Annotated in this window: 17 protein-coding genes; 10 read left to right on the top strand and 7 right to left on the bottom strand. The window is 45.6% G+C overall.

Going from position 1 to position 20,021, the window contains the following annotated elements:
* Positions 1 to 5: 5 nt before the first annotated feature.
* The 4 genes from R7F64_RS10725 to R7F64_RS10710 form a co-directional block, all read right to left on the bottom strand.
* Positions 6 to 1,547 (bottom strand): NAD(P)H-hydrate dehydratase, encoded by a 1,542-nt coding sequence (locus R7F64_RS10725; protein WP_137282753.1) that lies wholly within the window; start codon positions 1,545 to 1,547, stop codon positions 6 to 8.
* Between the two features lie 86 nt (positions 1,548 to 1,633).
* On the bottom strand, positions 1,634 to 2,071 hold the full coding sequence (locus R7F64_RS10720) for a PAS domain-containing protein (RefSeq protein ID WP_005373463.1): 438 nt from the start codon (positions 2,069 to 2,071) through the stop codon (positions 1,634 to 1,636).
* Positions 2,071 to 3,075, bottom strand: coding sequence for a response regulator (locus tag R7F64_RS10715; RefSeq protein ID WP_005373466.1), 1,005 nt, complete (start codon positions 3,073 to 3,075; stop codon positions 2,071 to 2,073). Before R7F64_RS10715 ends, R7F64_RS10720 begins: the two co-directional genes overlap by 1 nt.
* A gap of 367 nt (positions 3,076 to 3,442) precedes the next feature.
* Complete coding sequence (locus tag R7F64_RS10710; protein ID WP_005387688.1) at positions 3,443 to 4,351, bottom strand: aldo/keto reductase; 909 nt, start codon at positions 4,349 to 4,351, stop codon at positions 3,443 to 3,445.
* A 95-nt stretch (positions 4,352 to 4,446) separates the two neighbouring features.
* On the opposite strand from R7F64_RS10710, the gene R7F64_RS10705 reads away from it, so the two are divergent.
* Positions 4,447 to 4,860 carry a helix-turn-helix domain-containing protein gene (locus R7F64_RS10705; RefSeq protein WP_005387686.1) on the top strand — a complete coding sequence of 138 codons (414 nt, stop codon included), beginning with the start codon at positions 4,447 to 4,449 and terminating at the stop codon, positions 4,858 to 4,860.
* On the opposite strand, the gene R7F64_RS10700 is transcribed toward R7F64_RS10705, so the two are convergent.
* A complete protein-coding gene (locus R7F64_RS10700; protein WP_137282754.1) occupies positions 4,841 to 5,419 on the bottom strand; it encodes a hypothetical protein in 579 nt (192 codons plus the stop codon). The genes R7F64_RS10705 and R7F64_RS10700 overlap by 20 nt on opposite strands.
* A 491-nt stretch (positions 5,420 to 5,910) precedes the next feature.
* Between R7F64_RS10700 and clcA the strand changes: the two genes are divergently transcribed.
* On the top strand, positions 5,911 to 7,314 hold the full coding sequence (clcA, locus tag R7F64_RS10695; RefSeq protein WP_005373473.1) for a H(+)/Cl(-) exchange transporter ClcA: 1,404 nt from the start codon (positions 5,911 to 5,913) through the stop codon (positions 7,312 to 7,314).
* Between the two features lie 261 nt (positions 7,315 to 7,575).
* On the top strand, positions 7,576 to 8,523 hold the full coding sequence (locus tag R7F64_RS10690; RefSeq protein ID WP_005373475.1) for a TDT family transporter: 948 nt from the start codon (positions 7,576 to 7,578) through the stop codon (positions 8,521 to 8,523).
* 45 nt (positions 8,524 to 8,568) lie between these two features.
* On the opposite strand, the gene folE is transcribed toward R7F64_RS10690, so the two are convergent.
* Positions 8,569 to 9,222, bottom strand: coding sequence for a GTP cyclohydrolase I FolE (gene folE, locus R7F64_RS10685; RefSeq protein WP_005373478.1), 654 nt, complete (start codon positions 9,220 to 9,222; stop codon positions 8,569 to 8,571).
* A 287-nt stretch (positions 9,223 to 9,509) separates the two neighbouring features.
* On the opposite strand from folE, the gene moeA reads away from it, so the two are divergent.
* The 5 genes from moeA (at position 9,510) to R7F64_RS10660 (ending at position 15,263) form a co-directional block, all read left to right on the top strand.
* Positions 9,510 to 10,745, top strand: a complete 1,236-nt coding sequence (moeA, locus tag R7F64_RS10680; RefSeq protein WP_149192114.1) for a molybdopterin molybdotransferase MoeA — start codon at positions 9,510 to 9,512, stop codon at positions 10,743 to 10,745.
* A 9-nt stretch (positions 10,746 to 10,754) separates the two neighbouring features.
* Complete coding sequence (gene moeB / locus R7F64_RS10675; RefSeq protein ID WP_053349250.1) at positions 10,755 to 11,504, top strand: molybdopterin-synthase adenylyltransferase MoeB; 750 nt, start codon at positions 10,755 to 10,757, stop codon at positions 11,502 to 11,504.
* A 175-nt stretch (positions 11,505 to 11,679) separates the two neighbouring features.
* Complete coding sequence (locus R7F64_RS10670) at positions 11,680 to 13,785, top strand: LruC domain-containing protein (RefSeq protein ID WP_205461073.1); 2,106 nt, start codon at positions 11,680 to 11,682, stop codon at positions 13,783 to 13,785.
* 12 nt (positions 13,786 to 13,797) lie between these two features.
* A complete protein-coding gene (locus tag R7F64_RS10665; RefSeq protein WP_213906157.1) occupies positions 13,798 to 14,292 on the top strand; it encodes a hypothetical protein in 495 nt (164 codons plus the stop codon).
* Between the two features lie 140 nt (positions 14,293 to 14,432).
* Positions 14,433 to 15,263, top strand: coding sequence for a sulfurtransferase (locus tag R7F64_RS10660; RefSeq protein WP_258634291.1), 831 nt, complete (start codon positions 14,433 to 14,435; stop codon positions 15,261 to 15,263).
* Positions 15,264 to 15,428: 165 nt separating this feature from the next.
* Here R7F64_RS10660 and R7F64_RS10655 read toward each other — a convergent pair whose 3' ends face one another.
* Positions 15,429 to 16,430: a sugar-binding transcriptional regulator gene (locus R7F64_RS10655; RefSeq protein WP_005387670.1), complete on the bottom strand. Its 1,002-nt coding sequence runs from the start codon at positions 16,428 to 16,430 to the stop codon at positions 15,429 to 15,431.
* A 466-nt stretch (positions 16,431 to 16,896) separates the two neighbouring features.
* On the opposite strand from R7F64_RS10655, the gene tal reads away from it, so the two are divergent.
* Positions 16,897 to 17,847: a transaldolase gene (tal, locus tag R7F64_RS10650; protein ID WP_005373488.1), complete on the top strand. Its 951-nt coding sequence runs from the start codon at positions 16,897 to 16,899 to the stop codon at positions 17,845 to 17,847.
* 125 nt (positions 17,848 to 17,972) lie between these two features.
* Entirely contained in the window at positions 17,973 to 19,964 is a 1,992-nt protein-coding gene (tkt, locus tag R7F64_RS10645) for a transketolase (RefSeq protein WP_005373489.1), read from the top strand.
* The last annotated feature ends 57 nt before the right edge of the window (positions 19,965 to 20,021 follow it).

The raw sequence follows: 20,021 nt of genomic DNA, 5'->3' as shown, positions 1-20,021 counted from the left end.
TCTAATTAAACTCGATAGAGCTCTTGGGTGATAGCGGTACGAAGAGTGCTAACGACATCACTTGCCAAAAGACCAATTTGACCATTCTGACTCACGTTTATATCAGCAGCATGACTGTGAAGTACCACACCTAAACGTGCGGCAACAGAAATTGGTAAACCTTTGGCTAGTAATGCACCAATGACTCCAGATAACACATCTCCCATTCCCCCCGTCGCCATTCCGGCGTTACCCGCTAGACAGACGTACATTCTCGTTCCATCGTAAATAAGCGTCCCCGCGCCTTTTAAAACCACTACACCGCCATAACGCTCTTGCAGTTGTCTTGCAGCAGAGTATCGGTCACTTTCTATTTGTTGAATGGTTACATTTAGCAGTCGAGCTGCCTCTCCAGGATGCGGCGTGATCACTCGATGGTTGTCGCACACCAGAGTGCCATCGCATCGCTGGCTCAGCATCGCTAGAATATTGAGGCCATCAGCATCAACAACTTTAGGTTTCTGCTCTTGAGCCAGATATTGATAGGCTTGATAAGCCCACTCATCATCTCCAAAGCCAGGACCAAACACTAATACGTCAGCCCAGCGAATGCGTTTAGTTAAGTCGTTCTCAGTATCCCTGAGTAAGTCAGCGGTGATGCTCTGGCTCATTACTTCTGGGCAACCAACCTGCAGTGGAATAAGGCTACTCGTGTGAGTAATTGCGGCAGTTAAACCCGCTCCGGCTCTAATCGCAGCGGAGGAACATAAACGAATCGCTCCAGACATCCCTTGATTGCCACCAACACAAAGCAACTTCCCGTTGTCACCTTTATGGACCGTTGGATTTGGCTTGGGCATTAATCTTGAAACAACCTGATGATCAATACCTAATGCACTTTCTACTTCGATAGTATCAAACTTAGTATTGACGCCTAAACCACAAAAGTAGAGCTCGCCAACTCGATCTCTCGCTTGTCCAGTGCATAAGCCTTGTTTAACCCCAATGAAGGTTACAGTATGCTCGGCACGAATAGCATCACCTAAAACTGCACCTGTATTAGCACACAGACCAGAAGGAACGTCGACTGCAATCACAGGGGTATGAATTTGATTAATTTGGTCAATATAGCGACGATACTCCGAACGAACCTCACCGCTTAAACCAGTACCTAACATGGCATCAATGATCACATCTGCTTCTAGCAATGCGGTATTCCATTCATCCCAATCATTGTTAACACCGTCGATTGACTGCCAATCTTGGTATGCGCGCAAAGCATCACCTTTTAGCGCAGATACATCACCAATTTGGAAAACATGTACATTGAGTTGAGCTTGTTTCGCAAGAGATGCAAATACGTAACCATCGCCACCGTTATTCCCTTTACCGCAAATCACTAAGATATTTTTTGATTTAGGATACAGATGTAAAAAGCGCTCATACACGGCCATACCAGCGCGTTGCATTAAGCTATACATAGAAACACCAGCCATTTGCGCAGCCAGCGTTTCACCGTTTTTTACTTGCTCTGCGGTGTAGAGTTTTAGGGCGAGATTAAAGTCCATATTCACGTTCTACGCATTGGGAAACACAATTATAAGTATACAAAAAAGCCAAGGCGGACCTTGGCTTTTGAGAAAGTTTTTTATCGCTATTGATTCTGAGACATCAGAGCTTCAGCCGTCGCGTCTTGTATAGACAAAAACAACGAGTTGATTTTTCCAGTCGGTGTGCGCATTGGGTTCAACGTAACATTCTGGTACATAAACTCCGCTTGCTGCGTAACTGGTCGAACATTGCGACAGCAGAATAAGTAAGGTCGTTGTCGCCATGTGATGAAGCTGCGGCAGCCTAGGTCATACACTGGTTTTGTTTTTAATTTAAACCACTCCTGTGGGATTTCAGGGAAGATATCAAATATAGAACGACCAATCGCATCATGAGACTGCAAACCACTGTGATGAGTCATAAACCCATTCCAGACCTGTACATTGTAATCTCGATCAATGACCACTAAGCCCATGTCGACGTTTTGTACCATATCCACCATCCAATGGAATTGTTCAAACTCTGCTGGCATATTCAACATTAGAACTCCTCCATTAGATAAGACAGTTTGTTATCAAGCAGCGGCAAGGATTCATCCACAAACATAAACAGCAAGTCACAACGAATCGACGTTCCTTCAATGTTGTAGCTCACTTCGAATGTCATCGTGCGGCTGAATGCTCCAGTTGTAGATTCAATGATCGAGTCAATTGAGATATGTTGACCAAGGAGTACCGGTGGACTTTGGAAGAATCGGACTTCAGACTGCTCGCCTAAACCATTTAAGAACGACCCCACCAAAATATTAGAAATATCCATTAGCAGCTCAAGCTCTTCTAGCTCTTCGCTGTCTGCTGGTACTTTCATCAACTTTTTGAGATCAGATACGCTTGAATCACTCAAAATCACTAGCGCTTCGCCAGCAATACCTTCGCCACAAAATCCCTGACAAACGCCCGATACGTTGTCATGCGACGCCAAGTCGCGTAGGGCCATGTGAAGTTCGCTCACTTCAAAGATATTGACGTTCGGCAGAGGTAGTTGCACAAACACATCAAAGTGACGCGCCAACGCATCGGCTGCTCGACCAATTGAAACGTTAGCCACTTCCATGTAAATATCGCGACGACGTAAAATCGGTAACTCAATAGAGACAGGCGTGATAATTTGAGGACGAGGTTCTGGCTCGACCAACTCTTTAAGCGCCTTCTTGAGTTCATCTTTGGCGATCGGTTTTTGAATAAACGCTTTTGCACCCAGTGCGAACACGCGCTCTTTCGCTTTAGGTTGGATATCCCCCGACACAACAACCACCGGAGTTTTATCCCCCAACCGTTGCATGTGCTCTAGTGTTTCAAAGCCATCCATTTCTGGCATGGTCAAATCAAGAAACATCAATTTAAACTCGTTTTTTTCGAGTTCTTCTAGCGCGTTTTTTCCGTGGATAGCAAACGTAATATCGGCATTCAATGTGGCTGGTAGTGATCTCGCCATCTGTTTGCGTGCTAACGCTGAATCATCACAGATGAGTACGGGAAAAGACATTCAATCACCTTTTTATATTCCACAATCTGCGCCGGAGTCTAACAGATTGTTACAGCATGTAATACGAGAAAACTGACGAGTTTTTTATTTCTTTATTATTCAATAAGCATACGCAATATGAATGAATGAGTGAACAAAATGACTAAAAAGCAAGCATCACATTCGCTGTTTAGTGACATAAAACAAACATGGGTAAAACTCCTCCACCCAAAGTAAGCAAAAAGTTGCAGCTAACATCCAAAGCCCATTTTTGCTCGAATTTCATTCTTTCCATTTCCATAATGGGTAAACAGTAACGCGCTAAAACTAAAAAGGCACCCTGCTAGAGGATGCCTTTAATAACAATTTCATCGATAAGATATCAATTCTATGGCACACCATGACCTTTAGAAGCCACCCATACGCGATACCATTGCTCTCGAGTAAGTTCGATGTTCAATGCATTAACTGCAGTTTGCACACGCTCGATTTTACCAGAGCCAATGATTGGAATAGGGTTAGATGGCAAACGACGTACCCAGGCATAAATTACTTGGTCAATACTCGCTGCGCCCACTTCTTCACGAATTGCTTCTAATTCGTTACGGACACGAACAGCTTGCTCACTGTCACCACTAAAAATTGAACCTCCACCGAGGCAAGACCAAGCCATTGGTCGCGTACGCAACATTTGCATTTGGTCAAGCGTTCCATCGTGAGCAACCTCAAAGTTAAGTGGGTTGATTTCCACTTGGTTAGTAACCAACGGCTTACCTAAGCGAGATTGCAGCAGTTCAAACTGGCGTGGAGTGAAGTTAGACACGCCAAAGTGCTTCACTTTGCCGACTTTGTGAAGCTCAGAAAATGCTTCTGCAACCTCGTCCGCATCCATTAACACGTCAGGACGATGAATTAAAAGTACGTCGATTTCATCCACATTCAAACGTTCTAGCGAGTTATTCACCGATTGGTAGATATGTGCTGAGCTCGTGTCGTAGTGATTGATCTTACGCTCTGGCGTTTTATCGCCACACAAATTGATGTCGCATTTCGTCACGATCTGAATTTGCTCACGAACACTCTTGTCTAAAGCTAACGCTTCACCAAACAACGCCTCACACTCGTAATTACCGTAGATGTCGGCGTGATCGACTGTCGTAATGCCTAACTCAATGTGTTGCTTAAGAAATGACAAACGCTCTTGAGCCGTCATTCCCCACTCAACTGCACGCCAATATCCTTGAACCAGCTCTGAGAACTCTGGGCCTTTTGGTGCAGTTACTACTTTTGCAACCATGGGTTTTCTCCTTCAATTGATCTGCATTCATCGTAGTCTTGTTTTCGTACCGGCTCAACGGGTAAACTTTCGCAATTCGAACTGGAGTACGAAATATGTCTTTTGCCCAACGCCTAGCCACCCTGATCGGAGAAGAAAGCATCAGCGGGTTCGCTCGACGCGTCGATGTGTCTGAAGCTTTAATACGCAAATACCTTAAAGGCAGTGAACCTAGCCTAACCAAAGCAAATCAAATTGCAATGCGCGCCAATTGCTCTCTCGAATGGTTAGCAACGGGATGTGGTTATTTATATCGCCGTGCTGAAGTCGTGGATATGGATGCGTACAAACTTGCCTTTCAACACGTTATGAATCAGCCGTTGTCAGACGATGCAGAAGAGCTACACCGCAAGCTAATCGCAGGCTATCAATACCTGCGCGCTCACAAAAAATCGGATGGTTTTTTGGATGAATCAGCAATGGCGACCTTCCTATCTCTCCATAAAGAATCTAAAAACGAGTCACTTTGACCTCGATAATTTCGCCATCACTGCGCAAGTGCACATTTAAGGACGGTGATGGCGTAAGAAACTCGTCCGGTTTTACCCAAAGCAAACTTCGAATCGTTTCTTGTGGATAGCGGTTCATCAACAAAATAACTTCTTTATCGACAAGCTCGGAAGATTTCTTTTCCAGAGCTTCAACGACATCATATTGCTCTTTTCCGATAGTGACTCTGCGTAAAACTAACCCATCCTTTCTTAAGTTGAGAAGTAAGTCATTCAGACGCTGCCACTCGTATTCAGTAAGAAACGAGAACTGAGCACTTTCTCTTCTCAAAATCACCTCACCATACAAGTGCTGCTGGTAGTACGAAAAATCATCCAAACAAAATGCGCTGATAAACGTTGAGTTGTCTCGCAGCTGCACTTCGCAACCATACCAGCTTCCACTTTTTTCTATACGTTCTTTTAGATTGGAATATGGCATTGCTGACAACGTGTCTTGCCACCAGCTCGGCGTTGAAAGTGCCGGAAACGTTACCGAACAACAACATAAAGAAAGTAAGAGTCGAAGATAAAAGCGCATGCACTGCTCTAGTTGGTTGACATCGAACTAAGACATTACTAACTGCAAGAAAATGTTCAAGAGAAAAATAGTTGTAGGTGGTGATGAAAGTTATGACGCAGAAATTAAGAAGGCGCACATGTGCGTGCGCCTCTACCTCGTTACTCAATCGTGAGTGTGCGAATCGGCGATGTCTATTGATGCATCCCGAACATAAAACGAGGACTTACCGTAGGGTTTGAATCCATCCAAATTGTGTGTAAAACCTCACATCCCTCCTTCTGAAGCAGTCATGTTGCTTTACATTTAAAGCATGGTTCATTTTTCTCAAAAAACAAGTTTTTTACCCTAAATTATGAGAGCAATAGCACAATCTGAGTGAATGAATAATATCGCGACACTTCAAACACTCAATAGTGAAAAGCTAAATTGCATCTTTATTGATTAGGTCTAGACTCTGCGAAGCGTATACTTTCTTTCGTCCCTTCCCACAGCAACAGGAGAGCTTGTTAATGACCAAACGCGAGAGAATTGTGAAATCTGTGTTGGCGCACGTACCGAAAGATGCGATTAACCAGTTTGTCTCTCGAGGGTCAACACCATTTTCTGTTCTCATTATGGCCGCCATTGTGGGTACGTTGGCTGGTTTTGTCGGTACGTATTTCGAGCTTGCCGTTCATTTCGTTTCTGAAACACGAACAGAATGGTTAAGAAGCGAAATTGGTAATGTTCTACCGTTGTGGCTGGCAGCGGTTCTCATTAGCGCACTTTTAGCTTTTATTGGCTATTTTCTTGTGCACCGCTTTGCGCCAGAAGCGGCAGGTTCTGGTATTCCTGAAATCGAAGGGGCAATGGATAATATTCGTCCAGTGCGCTGGTGGCGAGTTCTACCAGTAAAATTCTTCGGCGGCATGGGCGCACTTGGCTCAGGTATGGTGCTGGGTCGTGAAGGTCCAACCGTTCAAATGGGTGGTGCTGTAGGTCGAATGGTGACCGATATATTCCGGGTAAAGGATGACGATACCCGCCACTCCCTGCTCGCTTCTGGTGCTGCTGGCGGTTTGGCTGCGGCTTTTAATGCCCCACTCGCAGGCATTATGTTCGTTGTGGAGGAAATGCGACCTCAGTTTCGCTACTCTTTGATCTCAATTCGCGCAGTGATCATTTCTGCCATTATGGCGAACATAGTGTTTCGCGCCATCAACGGGCAAGACGCCGTTATCACTATGCCGCAATACCAGTCGCCAGAGCTTCAAACCCTATGGCTGTTTTTATTGCTTGGCGCATTGTTTGGCGTGTTTGGCGTGATCTTCAATAAACTGATTACCGTGGCACAAGACAGTTTTGTCGCAATTCACAAAAACGATCGTAAGCGCTACTTGATTGTGGGTTCGCTACTGGGAGGCGTGTTTGGTTTGCTTCTTTTGTACGTACCCCAACTAACTGGTGGTGGTATCGGCCTTATTCCTGACATTACTAACGGTAACTACTCGGTATCTATTTTAGTTTTGCTTTTCTTTGGTCGTGTAATTACAACCCTGCTCTGTTTTGGTTCTGGTGCGCCGGGAGGCATCTTTGCACCTATGCTTGCTCTGGGAACCTTATTTGGCTATGCGTTCGGAGCAAGTGCTGATGTCTTGCTCCCTGCGCTTGATATCGAGCCTGGTGTATTTGCGATTGCGGGCATGGGTGCCCTGTTTGCTGCAACGGTACGTGCACCGATTACAGGTATTCTGTTAGTGATTGAAATGACGAATAACTACTACTTAATCCTGCCATTGATCATTACTTGTTTGGGCGCTGTGATTATTGCTCAATTGTTGGGTGGACAACCTATTTACAGCCAGTTGCTGCATCGCACAATCAAAAACGAAAAGTTACGCCAACAGGATCTACCGGAGAATCAATCAACATAACATTCTCTTTGTTATCACTTCGCTCCAGACTATCGAAGGGTTTGGAGCGATAAACTCTGCATTTTTACATCTTTTCCCAAATATTCGATACCAAACTCACAAAATTATCATTCTCTGATATTTGCTCACCACCTTTCATGAGAAACCCCTCTCCATACTTGTTAGTATTCGCTACTTAAATAGAGCATTTCATCCAAATCGTCATGTTTTGTTTCATTCAGGCAAAAATCAAATGGAGTAGATTTGAACTGGAGAAGACTTGTGCAGTTTTATAGTGTCCCGCCGTCTCAAGCCGCGTTGGCACTAGGTATGATAGGTTTAGGGCAAGCTTGGGCACTCTATGTTCCTGAGATTGGTGAACCGATACGCCCATTTTTGGCGTCACTCGGCGCACTTTTACTCGCCCCTGTACTCATAAAATATGCCGCGAATCCACGATTATTCATGGTCGACATTCGTCACCCACTGAGTGGTAGTTTAATGGCACCAATGAGTATGGCGTTACTGATCCTTGCAGATTATCTTGCCGCTGTAGCACCTATCATCGCTTATCCACTTTGGTTTATGGCGCTTTTGCTGCATTTTACTATGATGGTGCTGTTTTTTAGCTTTCAGCTAATGAACTTCAAAATGTCCAATATCGTACCGAGTTGGTTTCTTTATCCGGTGGGGCTGATCAGTAGTTCACTAGCCGGTTCTCAACTAGGTCACAACTTATTCTCCGAAACGTTAGCGATGATGTGCATCGGCATTTATTTCTTCATGCTGCCACTCGTGTTGTATCGTTTGGTGTTTTTCGGCTCTCTACCAAGGCGAGCAAGACCGACCCTCGCGATTATGGCCGCGCCGGTAAACTTGTCATTAGCAGCATACTTGGTGAACTTTCCCTTACCTGATCCGATACTGACAGGCGCATTGGCCGGGATCGCCATCACTATGACGTTATTGATCTACTTATGTTACTTCCGCTTACTTCGCTTGAAGTTTCAACCTTCTATCGCGGCAGTAACCTTTCCTTCCGTGATCAGCGCCATCGCAATGCATCGCTTGACTTCTTTTTTCGCCGAATCGCACCCTCACTGGCACTGGCTACACGACTTTGGTTTTCTAGAGCTCAGTATCGCGACTGTATTGGTTGTTTGGGTATCGGCAGGTTACGTCAAAATGTATTGGCCAGAAATCATGAAGTCATTTTCTAAACAAGCATAAAAAAAGGATGGCGTTTGCCATCCTCTTAGAATAGTGCTTGGTTACCTAACGTAAACCGTGCAGAAACTCGGCACGCGTTGCTGGGTTGCTTTTGAAGATACCGCCCAATGCTGTTGTCGTGGTTTCGCTGGTTGCATCCATCACACCGCGAGATTTCACGCAGTAGTGTGTTGCGTCAATCGTCACTGCCACATCATCGGACTCAAGCAACGTTTGAAGTGCAACAAGAATTTGCTGAGTCATACGCTCTTGAACTTGTGGACGCTGGGCAAAGAAGCGAACGATACGGTTGATCTTTGACAGGCCAATGATCTTGCCACGTGGAATGTAAGCCACAGCAGCCTTGCCATCGATGGTCACAAGGTGGTGTTCACAAGTACTGGTCACTGTGATGTCCTTCACGCGAACCATCTCGCTCACGTTCATCTTGTTCTCAATCACCGTGATTTTAGGAAAGTTGGAGTAATCCAGACCAGAGAAGATTTCGTCAACGTACATCTTAGCAATGCGGTGAGGGGTCTCTTCTAGGCTATCGTCAGTGAGGTCAAGTTGAAGTAGACCTAAAATCTCACGCATGTGGTGTTCGATCTTCTCTTTCTTCTCTTCACGACTTACGTTGTTTGGACGCATTGGCGTTTCCAAACCGCGTTGCTCTAGCGCTTCTTTTACTAACTTCGCTGACTCGCTAAGACCTGACATTCCACTTCCTCTTTTGTTTTACTTCAGCCTTCGTACAAACCCAATCAAAATTGCATTCATACTTTTCGCTTTGAGTTGCTCAGTTCGTGTCTTTACACCAAGTCACATCAGATGAAGGTACTGAGCTGATTTTCTTGAGCTCCGCAGGTTTTTTACCCCTTTTGGATGGCTGACAAGGATACTCGGATTTTTGAATAATTACACCCATATTTTATAGGTGGACATTCTTACTCAGTCCCCTTTTATGGTAAAGTTGCCACAAAACAAAAGAACACAGGATTTTCTCAATGGGCTGCTGCGACGCACCTGGCTTGATGCCAATTGAAGAAGCGATGGACAAAATGTTATCGCGAATCAAACCTATCCAAACAACGCTTTCTCTTCCACTTGCTGAAGCACTCGGTTTTGTACTGGCAGAAGATATCTTGTCTCCTATCCACGTACCGCCATTCGACAACTCAGCAATGGATGGCTACGCTATTCGCATTCAAGATCTTGAGTCATCTTCTGTATTGCCTCTGGCAGGTAAATCATTTGCAGGACAACCTTTTGAAGGTGAATGGCCTCAAGGTACCTGTGTTCGCATCATGACTGGCGCAAAAATCCCACAGGGTTGTGATGCCGTTATCATGCAAGAAAACACTGAAGTAACAGATGCTGGCATTCAGTTCAACCAAACCGACGTGAAGCCACAAAACAACATCCGCCCAACAGGTGACGACATCAAACAAGGCGACATCGTACTGGCAAAAGGTGCACGTTTGACACCTCGCGATATTCCGATGATTGCGTCGCTTGGTGTTAGCCATGTGACAGTAGTACGTAAGCCAAAAGTTGCTTTCTTCTCTACTGGTGATGAACTTAAACCACTGGGCGAACCGCTAGACGAAGGTCAGATCTACGACAGCAACCGTTACGGTATTAAACCACTTATCGAGAACTTCGGTTGTGAAGCCGTTGATCTTGGTATCATTCCAGATTGCCCAGAGACTCTGAAAGCAACCTTTGAACAAGCACAAACATTGGCAGATGTGGTTGTGACCTCAGGCGGTGTTAGTGTGGGCGAAGCGGATTACACCAAAGACATTCTTGAAGAGCTTGGTGAAATCGGTTTCTGGAAGTTAGCAATCAAGCCGGGTAAACCTTTCGCATTTGGTAAGCTAAGTACAGCTTGGTTCTGTGGGCTGCCGGGTAACCCTGTTTCTGCAGTTCTTACTACGTACGTGCTTGTTCAACCAATGCTGGCAAAACTTGCAGGCCATACAGAATGGAAAGCACCCGAATCTATTCCAGCAACAACCAAAACCGCCTTTAAGAAAGCGCCAGGTCGTACCGATTACCAACGTGGTATCTATACATTGGAAGATGGCAAGTTTGTCGTTGAAACAACCGGTAACCAAAGCTCTGGTGCATTCCGCTCAATGAGCCTAGCGAACTGTTTTGTTGTATTGGAACGTGAACGCGGCCGAGTTGAAGTGGGCGAAACGGTTCAGATTCAACTATTCAACTCAACCCTTTACTAGGAAGACGTTGTGGATATTCTTTCCGATCAGGAAATGTTGCGTTACAACCGCCAAATCATTCTTCGTCAGTTTGACTTTGAAGGACAAGAAGCACTCAAGCAAGCATCGGTATTAATGCTTGGTGCTGGCGGTTTAGGCTGCGCATCAAGCCAATATTTGGCGACGGCTGGTGTCGGTAAAATCACGCTGATTGATGATGATATCGTCGAGCTTTCTAACCTTCAGCGCCAAGTGCTGCACCACGATGCGGATATTGGTCGTAAGAAGGTAGACTCGGCGGCCAATGCACTACGTGAACTTAATCCGCACATTGTCGTAGATACCATCGCAAAACGTCTTGATGATACCGCGTTAGAGAGCCTGATTAAGCAACACACTATTGTTGTCGATGCATCAGATAACGTCGATACGCGCAATCAACTTAACCGCCTATGTTTTGCGACTAAAACACCGCTAATTTCAGGCGCGGCTATTCGTATGGAAGGCCAAGTGAGTGTGTTTACTTACGACGACCCAACTCAACCATGTTACCAGTGCTTAAGTGCCCTCTTCGGCAGCGGTGCGTTAAGTTGTGTCGAAGCCGGAGTCATGGCTCCTGTTGTGGGTATTGTTGGCGCAGTACAAGCGATGGAGACGATCAAAGTGATTGCTGATTACGGCCAACCAAAGAAAGGCAAAATTCTGATTTTGGATGCGCTCAGCATGTCTTGGCGAGAAATGAATCTGATGAAAATGCCCACATGCCCGGTTTGTAGTTAGCTCTATATCTCTAATCATTCCCAAAAAGCCCAACTCGATGTTGGGCTTTTTCTCATTTTGACAATCAGATTTACAACCCTTCTTCTTACAAATCTTAGCTCTATAAAATTCAACAACTTAAAAGTTGGCACATTCCTTTCATTACATATATCACGAACCAATGAGAGGGCGAATTATGAAAAGGACATCACTACTACTTGGGTCTCTAGTAGCGAGCGCTTACGCACAAGCGGCGGCATTTGATACGTGCCCAAGCCAAGCATACCTGTTCCAATCAACCCCGGTTCAAATCTATGGCGTCAATTTGGTTACAGGCTCTACGACTCTTTTAGAGGACGACACAGGTTTGGCTTCGGGCATCAACGGTGTAGGCTTTAACTTCACTGACCGTTATATCTACGGCTACGACACCACAAACAAAAAGATTGTTCGTCTTGGTCAAGACTTCCAAGCAGAGACACTTGATGTTTCGGGTCTTCCTACCGACCACACGTTTTACGTAGGTGACGTTTACAACCACGTCTACTACTTGTACCGCAAAGGCAAAGGACTTTTCTCCATTGACCTTTCTCCGCTCGATTCTGATCCAAATGCGACATTGAGCATCGTGAAAATCAGCTCAACAGCGACTGTGAACCTAACCGACTTTGCATTTCATCCAGGTGATGGCTCCCTTTACGGCATCGACAACAACTCTGGTGTGCTATATCAGTTCAACCCATCAAATGGTAGCGCAACTGCGATAGGTGACACAGGTGAGAAAGGCACATTTGGTGCTGGCTACTTCGATGTAAACGGCAACTACTACGTGTCACGTAACCAAGATGGCAAAATCTATCGCGTTGACCTTTCGGAAGGTAACGCAGCCAATATCGCAGCAGGTATCGTTCCTGCGGTTGAGTTTGTATCCAACGGTCCAAGCTCAAGCCAAAATGATGGCGCACGTTGTGCAAATGCTCCGGTGATTAACGAAGACGAGCCAATTGATTTCGGTGATGCTCCAGACAGCTACCACACAACACTTGCGTCAAACGGTCCTCGCCACGAAGTCGACGGTGTAACTTGGCTTGGTTCAGTCGCTCCTGATGGTGATGCCGACGGTCAAGCAAACGACAACTCTGTGGGCACAGCCGATGAAGATGGTGTTGGTTTTGTATCCGCACTTGACCCAGGCTTAAGCTCAATTGTGAATGTGACTGCTTCTACTTCTGGTTACCTATCAGCATGGTTTGACTGGAACCGCGATGGTGACTTTAATGATGAAGGCGAACAAGTCTTTACTGACCAACTACTGTCTGCGGGTAATAATCCCCTACCGTTTGTCGTTTCAACCGCTGCAACGGAAGGGTCTAGCTGGAGCCGATTCCGCTTTAGCCAACAAACCGGATTAAACTACGATGGTGGTTCGACATCTGGTGAGGTGGAAGATTACCCAATTACCATCACTGGTAATGGCTACTCAGTGGAATATTTCCCGAGTGCAGAAGATTACGCCACCGTCGCTTACGAAGATAACTGGCCATACACCGCAGACTACGATATGAACGATGTGGTCGTGAAATTCCGCATCACTGAAACCAGTCTTGCTGGTCATGTTGAGAATATTCAAATTACTGGTGACCTAGCGGCTTACGGCGCAAGTTACAAAAATGGCTTCGCAATCCGACTACCGGGTGTTTTAAGAAGCTCGATTGAAAACGGACTAACAACGCTCTCCTTCAATGGTGTAGAACAAGCATCTAATGGCTTGGAAAGTATTTCTGATGAAGCCATTTTCATCATCAGTGAAGACTTAAGCACACACGCGGCGAGCAGCTGTAGCTACTTCCGTACCGAGTCTGGCTGTGATGATAACGTTTCACTCACCTTTACCTTGAATGTGTACTTCACTGAAGGCTCTGACCGTTCAGCAATTCAAGCCATGCCATACGACCCGTTCATCTTTGCAACACCGGGCACTTACCATGGCGATGGTATTACTTTCCAACCAGGGCGTAAGTGGGAAGTTCACTTAGCAGACCAAGCACCAACAGAACAGTTTGATGACCAAAACCTCTTCGGTGTCGGCGTCGATGCAAGTGACCCTGCGCAAGGTGTGTACTTCAAAACAGCAAACAACTTACCTTGGGCACTGTTGATAGTAGAAGATTGGGATTGGCCGCTAGAGCGTGTAGACATGGTCGATGCATACCCTCAATTCCAAACTTGGGCTGAGTCTGGTGGCGAACGAAGCACAGATTGGCACACCGCTCCAACACCTAACAAATGCTACATTCCATAGGGAGATAACATTATGAAAGCACTTATCACAATCATCATGGGATTAGCACTAACGGCTTGTGGCGGTGGCGGCGGAGGTGGTAACAGTACACCACCTTCACCAACCCAAACCACCGTTGCAGAGGAAGACACAACCCAACAGGAAGAAACAACCGTAGAAGAGACTACCGTAACTGTAGAAAATGCAACCATGCAGGACCTAGTAGTACCGGATGGCTTTAGCTACAACCCAGTGACGGAGGGTACGCTCAATGTAAACATCAGTGGTTTCTCTTCACAACGTGCACACCTAAGCGTGTACAAAGAGTTTGTCGAGAACAGTTCAGGTAACTACGATGCAAAATATCCAAGCAAAGTCGCATCGGTTCCACTCAACAACGGTACAGCAAACGTCGACTTTAATGTTTCTGATAGCCAAGGTAGCCTACTTGTTGAAATTTGGTTCTATGACGGCAGTGACCCAATTCAGAAAGTGATTACTTCTGGAGACAACACTTGGACCATGTAACTAGATAGATTGAAGGCATGGCGAAAGCGACCTTTCATCATAAATCTTCAATCTCAAGCTTAAAAATCGCATCGTTCTTTTGAACATGCGATTTTTTTGTTGTAAAACAGTAAGATTATCCACCTAGCAAACTAAAGACAATGCAAGCACTGATTAGTACTGATGAACTCAATAGCTTTCTCGGCCAACCTAACGTCAAGCTCCTCGACGCTAGTATTGCGTTTCAAATCCCTTCTGAAGGCAAAAAGATTCAAGATAAGTGGATTCCAAATACTTTACGCTTCGATTACGACAATGACTTTTGTTTACCCGGTTCTTCCCTGCCGCATATGATGCCAACAGAAGAAGGCTTCAACCAAAGTGCGCAACAACTCGGTTTGAACAACGAAGATTTGATTGTGGTTTACGACAACTCTGGCACTTTAGCCGCGCCAAGAGCTTGGTGGATGTTCAAAGCTATGGGACATGATAATGTTCGAGTCTTAAACGGCGGCCTTCCCGCTTGGGTTGAAGCCGGATTCCCTGTTGAAAGTACCCTATCGCAACCAAGCGAAGAAGGTAACTTTGCAGGTAAGCTCAACCAAAATGCCTTTTTGAGTGCACAAGATGTTCTTGCTCATTCAACCAATAAAAGTGCCAACATCATCGATGCCAGAGCCAAAGCACGATTCCTTGGTGAAGTGCCTGAGCCACGAGAAGGTCTACGTAGTGGGCACATCCCAAATTCGGTTTGCTTACCGTTTCAAGAGCTCTTGACCAACGGTCACATTAAACCAAACTCAGAGTTGCAACAGATATTTAGCGCACTAACGATAGATAGTGACAATTCGATTATTTTTAGTTGCGGTTCCGGTGTAACCGCATGCATTTTATTACTCGCGGCGTATCAAATTGGTCTAGACAATCTGTCGGTGTACGACGGTTCTTGGACCGAATGGGGTGCTGACCACTCTCTACCTATCGAGTGTTAAGACAAGTGTCTGTTTAACAAAGTATCTTACGTTTATCTAAAGATGATGTGTTCCAATAAACTAAACGCAGCTTCTAAACCAAACTTGTCATTTCGAAATAGAAACTGGCTATGAGTGATTTGTCACCCCTCATAGCCTGACTACATCAAAAGCCGACTATTTCCGTTAGCGTTCAGATGTCGCGTTGCCGTGCATTTGCTCATCTAAGTTGAGCACGGTTAATGCGTTACTAACGCTCGTGGCGATCACGTCTATCGCTCCAGTTCTTAATGCTCCGAGTAGAGCGAGTGGCTTGCTGTTCTCAGCTGCGATCGCAATGACTTCCGAGATCGGCCGAAACTCTTCAATACCAAGTCCAATTACTCGGTCACTCATTACCGTGTTCGCTACATTACCGTGAATATCAAAGAAGTCATAACCTGCAAAATCCCCTACCACACCTTGTTGAAGTCTCGACTGAACCACTTCATCAGGCGTAAACCAACCTAAGTCGACCATGTAACTGTTTTCGCTCATGTCACCAATACCAACCAAAGCAACATCGGCTTTACGTGCTAGGTCGAGCGTTTGTTTCACGGTTGCATTTTGCATGAAGGCCAACTTCTGTTCTCTATTTTCTGCGTATGCCGGCGCATAAAGGGTTTCAGAGGTTCCCCCATATTTCTTCGCCAACTGACGACAAATATGGTCGGCGTTATACATACCGCCACGCGGGTGAATACCACCAATGCCACACACAAATTTACAGTCACGCGGCGTAATAACACCAATATGGTGAGCGACAGACGAAACGTTGCGCCCTTGTCCGACCGTCACCACCATGCCGTTTTTGAGCGTGCTAGTGAGATAATTGGACACCAATCCCGATACCTGTAGTCGTTGCGCTTCTTCATTCGGTTGATCAAGAGCAACAAGCGCGCGCTTAACGCCGAATCGCTCGATCAAACGTTGTTCAATCTTGGCGCTGAACACCGGATGGTATTTAACGGTAATTTCAACAATGCCTTCATCACGCGCCTGCTTGAGCATTCGCCCGACCTTTGCGCGTGATATGGCAAATTTTCTCGATATCTCTTCCTGAGTCGCACCGTCTTGATAATACGCGACGGAAATCTCTGTCAACAAATCCGTGTTTTCAATGGAAATATCTTGATTAGAACTGCTCATGGTTTCTCTCGCCCTTTAAGAGGATCGATATTGTATGCAATAAGTGAACATATGCTCATTGACTTAGCATATGTTCTTTATCAATTTAAACGCTACATTTGCTCATCGCAATAACATTTTCTCACTACAATTTTTTACCCTATTGGACAACGCTCAAGCTTTGAACAATAAGGGCAAACGTTTATTTGGGTTAACCACTAAACACACAGTAAAAAAACGTTGATGAAGTTCACTATAAGTCCATTTCAGCGATTGACTTTCAGCATAGATAGGATAAATATGGACACATCATTTACTCAGCTATCGATCAAATGTTCATAGCATTTGTTCGGTAACGAAATTTTCCGTAGTTGGCTGAGCAGATGTCTCATTAAATGCGATGAGACGGTTAGCTAACTCGCTTGCAAATGCACAAGCCGTGATAACAAAAATCACGCTTAAGCCCATTTAAATAGGATGATCGATTATGAGCAACAAGTTAGAGCAACTTCGTAAACTAACGACTGTAGTAGCAGACACTGGCGAAATTGATGCAATTAAAAAGTATCAGCCAGAAGACGCAACAACTAACCCTTCTCTTATCCTTAAAGCCGCTCAAATCGCAGAGTACGCACCTCTAATCGATGCTTCAATCGAATACGCTAAAGCACAGAGCAATGACAAAGCTCAACAAGTTCAAGACACTTGTGACATGCTTGCAGTAAACATCGGTAAAGAAATCCTAAAAACTATCCCAGGTCGTATCTCTACAGAAGTAGACGCTCGTCTATCTTACGATATGGAAGGCAGTGTAGCGAAAGCTCGTCAACTAGTAAAAATGTACAACGATGCTGGCATCACTAACGACCGTATCCTTATCAAACTGGCTTCAACTTGGGAAGGCATTCGCGCAGCTGAGATCCTAGAAAAAGAAGGCATCAACTGTAACCTAACGCTTCTATTCTCGTTCGCTCAAGCACGTGCTTGTGCAGAAGCGGGTGTATTCCTAATCTCGCCATTCGTTGGTCGTATCATGGACTGGTACAAAGCGAAAGAAGGCCGTGACTTCGAAGCTCAAGAAGATCCAGGCGTACTATCTGTAACTAAGATCTACAACTACTACAAAGAATACGGCTACAAAACTGTAGTTATGGGCGCAAGCTTCCGTAATATCGGTGAGATCTTAGAGCTAGCTGGTTGTGACCGTCTAACTATCGCTCCTGCTCTACTTGCAGAACTAGAAGCAGCTGAAGGTGAAGTAGTTGAGAAACTAGTTGATTCTAAAGGCGCAGCTGAGCGTCCAGCACCAATGACTCACGCAGAGTTCCTATGGGAACATAACCAAGACCCAATGGCTGTTGAGAAGCTGGCTGAAGGTATCCGCAACTTCGCCGTTGACCAAGGCAAACTAGAAGCGATGATCGAAGCTAAGCTTTAATTGCTTACCAAAAGCGAGTAGCCCGTCTACTCGCTTTTACCATCAGCACTATTTTCAAAAAATTCTATTTGAACTTGTTTCGGCGAGTTCCCTCTATTTAAATCAAATATCGAGAAGTAATCACTATGGATCGTAAACATCTAGCAAATGCAATCCGTGCGCTAAGCATGGATGGTGTTCAACAAGCTAACTCTGGTCACCCAGGTGCACCTATGGGTATGGCTGACATCGCTGAAGTTCTTTGGCGCTCTCATCTAAACCACAACCCATCAAACCCTGAGTGGGCAGACCGCGACCGTTTCGTACTGTCTAACGGCCACGGCTCAATGCTGATTTACTCTCTACTGCACCTTGCAGGTTACGAGTTGTCTATCGACGATCTGAAAAACTTCCGTCAGCTTCACTCTAAAACTCCTGGTCACCCAGAGTATGGTTACGCGCCAGGTATCGAGACCACAACGGGTCCGCTAGGTCAAGGCATCACTAACGCGGTTGGTATGGCTCTAGCTGAAAAAGCGCTAGCAGCACAGTTCAACAAAGAAGGCCACGACATCGTTGACCACTTCACTTACGTGTTCATGGGCGACGGCTGTCTGATGGAAGGTATTTCGCACGAGGCATGTTCTCTTGCAGGTACTCTAGGTCTAGGCAAGCTGATCGCGTTCTGGGATGACAACGGCATCTCTATCGACGGTCACGTTGAAGGTTGGTTCTCTGACGACACACCTAAGCGTTTCGAAGCTTACGGTTGGCACGTAATCCCTGCAGTCGATGGTCACGATGCTGACGCAATCAACGCAGCAATTGAAGCGGCGAAAGCGGATCCACGTCCTACACTTATCTGTACTAAGACTATCATCGGTTTTGGTTCACCAAACAAATCTGGTTCACACGATTGTCACGGTGCGCCACTAGGTGCAGAAGAAATCGCAGCAACACGCAAAGAACTAGGTTGGGAGCACGGTCCTTTTGAAATTCCGCAAGAAGTCTACGCAGAATGGTCAGCGAAAGAAACAGGCGCAGCTAAGGAAGCAGCGTGGAACGAGAAATTTGCAGCTTATGAAGCAGCGTACCCTGAGCTGGCAGCTGAATTTAAACGCCGCGTAAACGGTGAGCTTCCTGCACAGTGGGAAGAGAAAGCAAGCCAAATCATTGCTGATCTTCAAGCTAACCCAGCAAACATTGCATCACGTAAAGCGTCTCAAAATGCTCTAGAAGCATTTGGTGCTCTACTACCAGAGTTCATGGGTGGCTCTGCTGACCTAGCACCTTCTAACCTAACAATGTGGTCTGGTTCTAAGTCTCTAGAAGCAAGCGACTTCTCTGGTAACTACATCCACTACGGCGTGCGTGAATTCGGTATGACAGCGATCATGAACGGTATCGCGCTACACGGTGGTTTCGTTCCTTACGGCGCAACATTCCTAATGTTCATGGAGTACGCACGTAACGCAATGCGTATGGCTGCGCTGATGAAAATTCAGAACATCCAAGTGTACACGCATGACTCTATCGGTCTTGGCGAAGATGGTCCAACTCACCAACCAGTTGAGCAAATGGCATCGCTACGCCTAACACCAAACATGAGCACATGGCGTCCATGTGACCAAGTTGAGTCCGCTGTAGCTTGGAAACTAGCGATTGAACGTAAAGATGCACCGACAGCACTTATCTTCTCTCGTCAAAACCTTGCGCAACAAGAGCGCACAGCAGAACAAGTAGCAGACATCGCGAAAGGTGCTTACATTCTGAAAGATTGCGAAGGCAAGCCAGAGCTAATCCTTATCGCAACAGGTTCTGAAGTTGAACTAGCAGTAGAAGCAGCAGCACAGCTAACTACTGAAGGTAAGAAAGTACGCGTTGTTTCAATGCCATCAACAGATGCATTTGACAAACAAGACGCCGCTTACCGTGAATCTGTACTGCCATCAGACGTAACAGCACGTATCGCAATTGAAGCAGGTATTGCTGACTTCTGGTACAAGTACGTAGGTTTCGACGGTCGCATCATTGGTATGACTTCATTCGGTGAATCTGCACCAGCCGGCGAACTATTCAAAATGTTTGGTTTCACGACTGAAAACGTAGTGAACACAGCAAAAGAGCTACTCGCGTAATTGCAGTAAAAAGATAGTCAGTTTTCTCTATTGCGAATGTGAAAACTGAAAAGCCCC

The organism is Vibrio sp. Vb1980 (genome assembly GCF_033338615.1).
Taxonomy (GTDB): domain Bacteria; phylum Pseudomonadota; class Gammaproteobacteria; order Enterobacterales; family Vibrionaceae; genus Vibrio; species Vibrio alginolyticus.
This window is presented reverse-complemented; position numbering and strand designations above follow the sequence as displayed.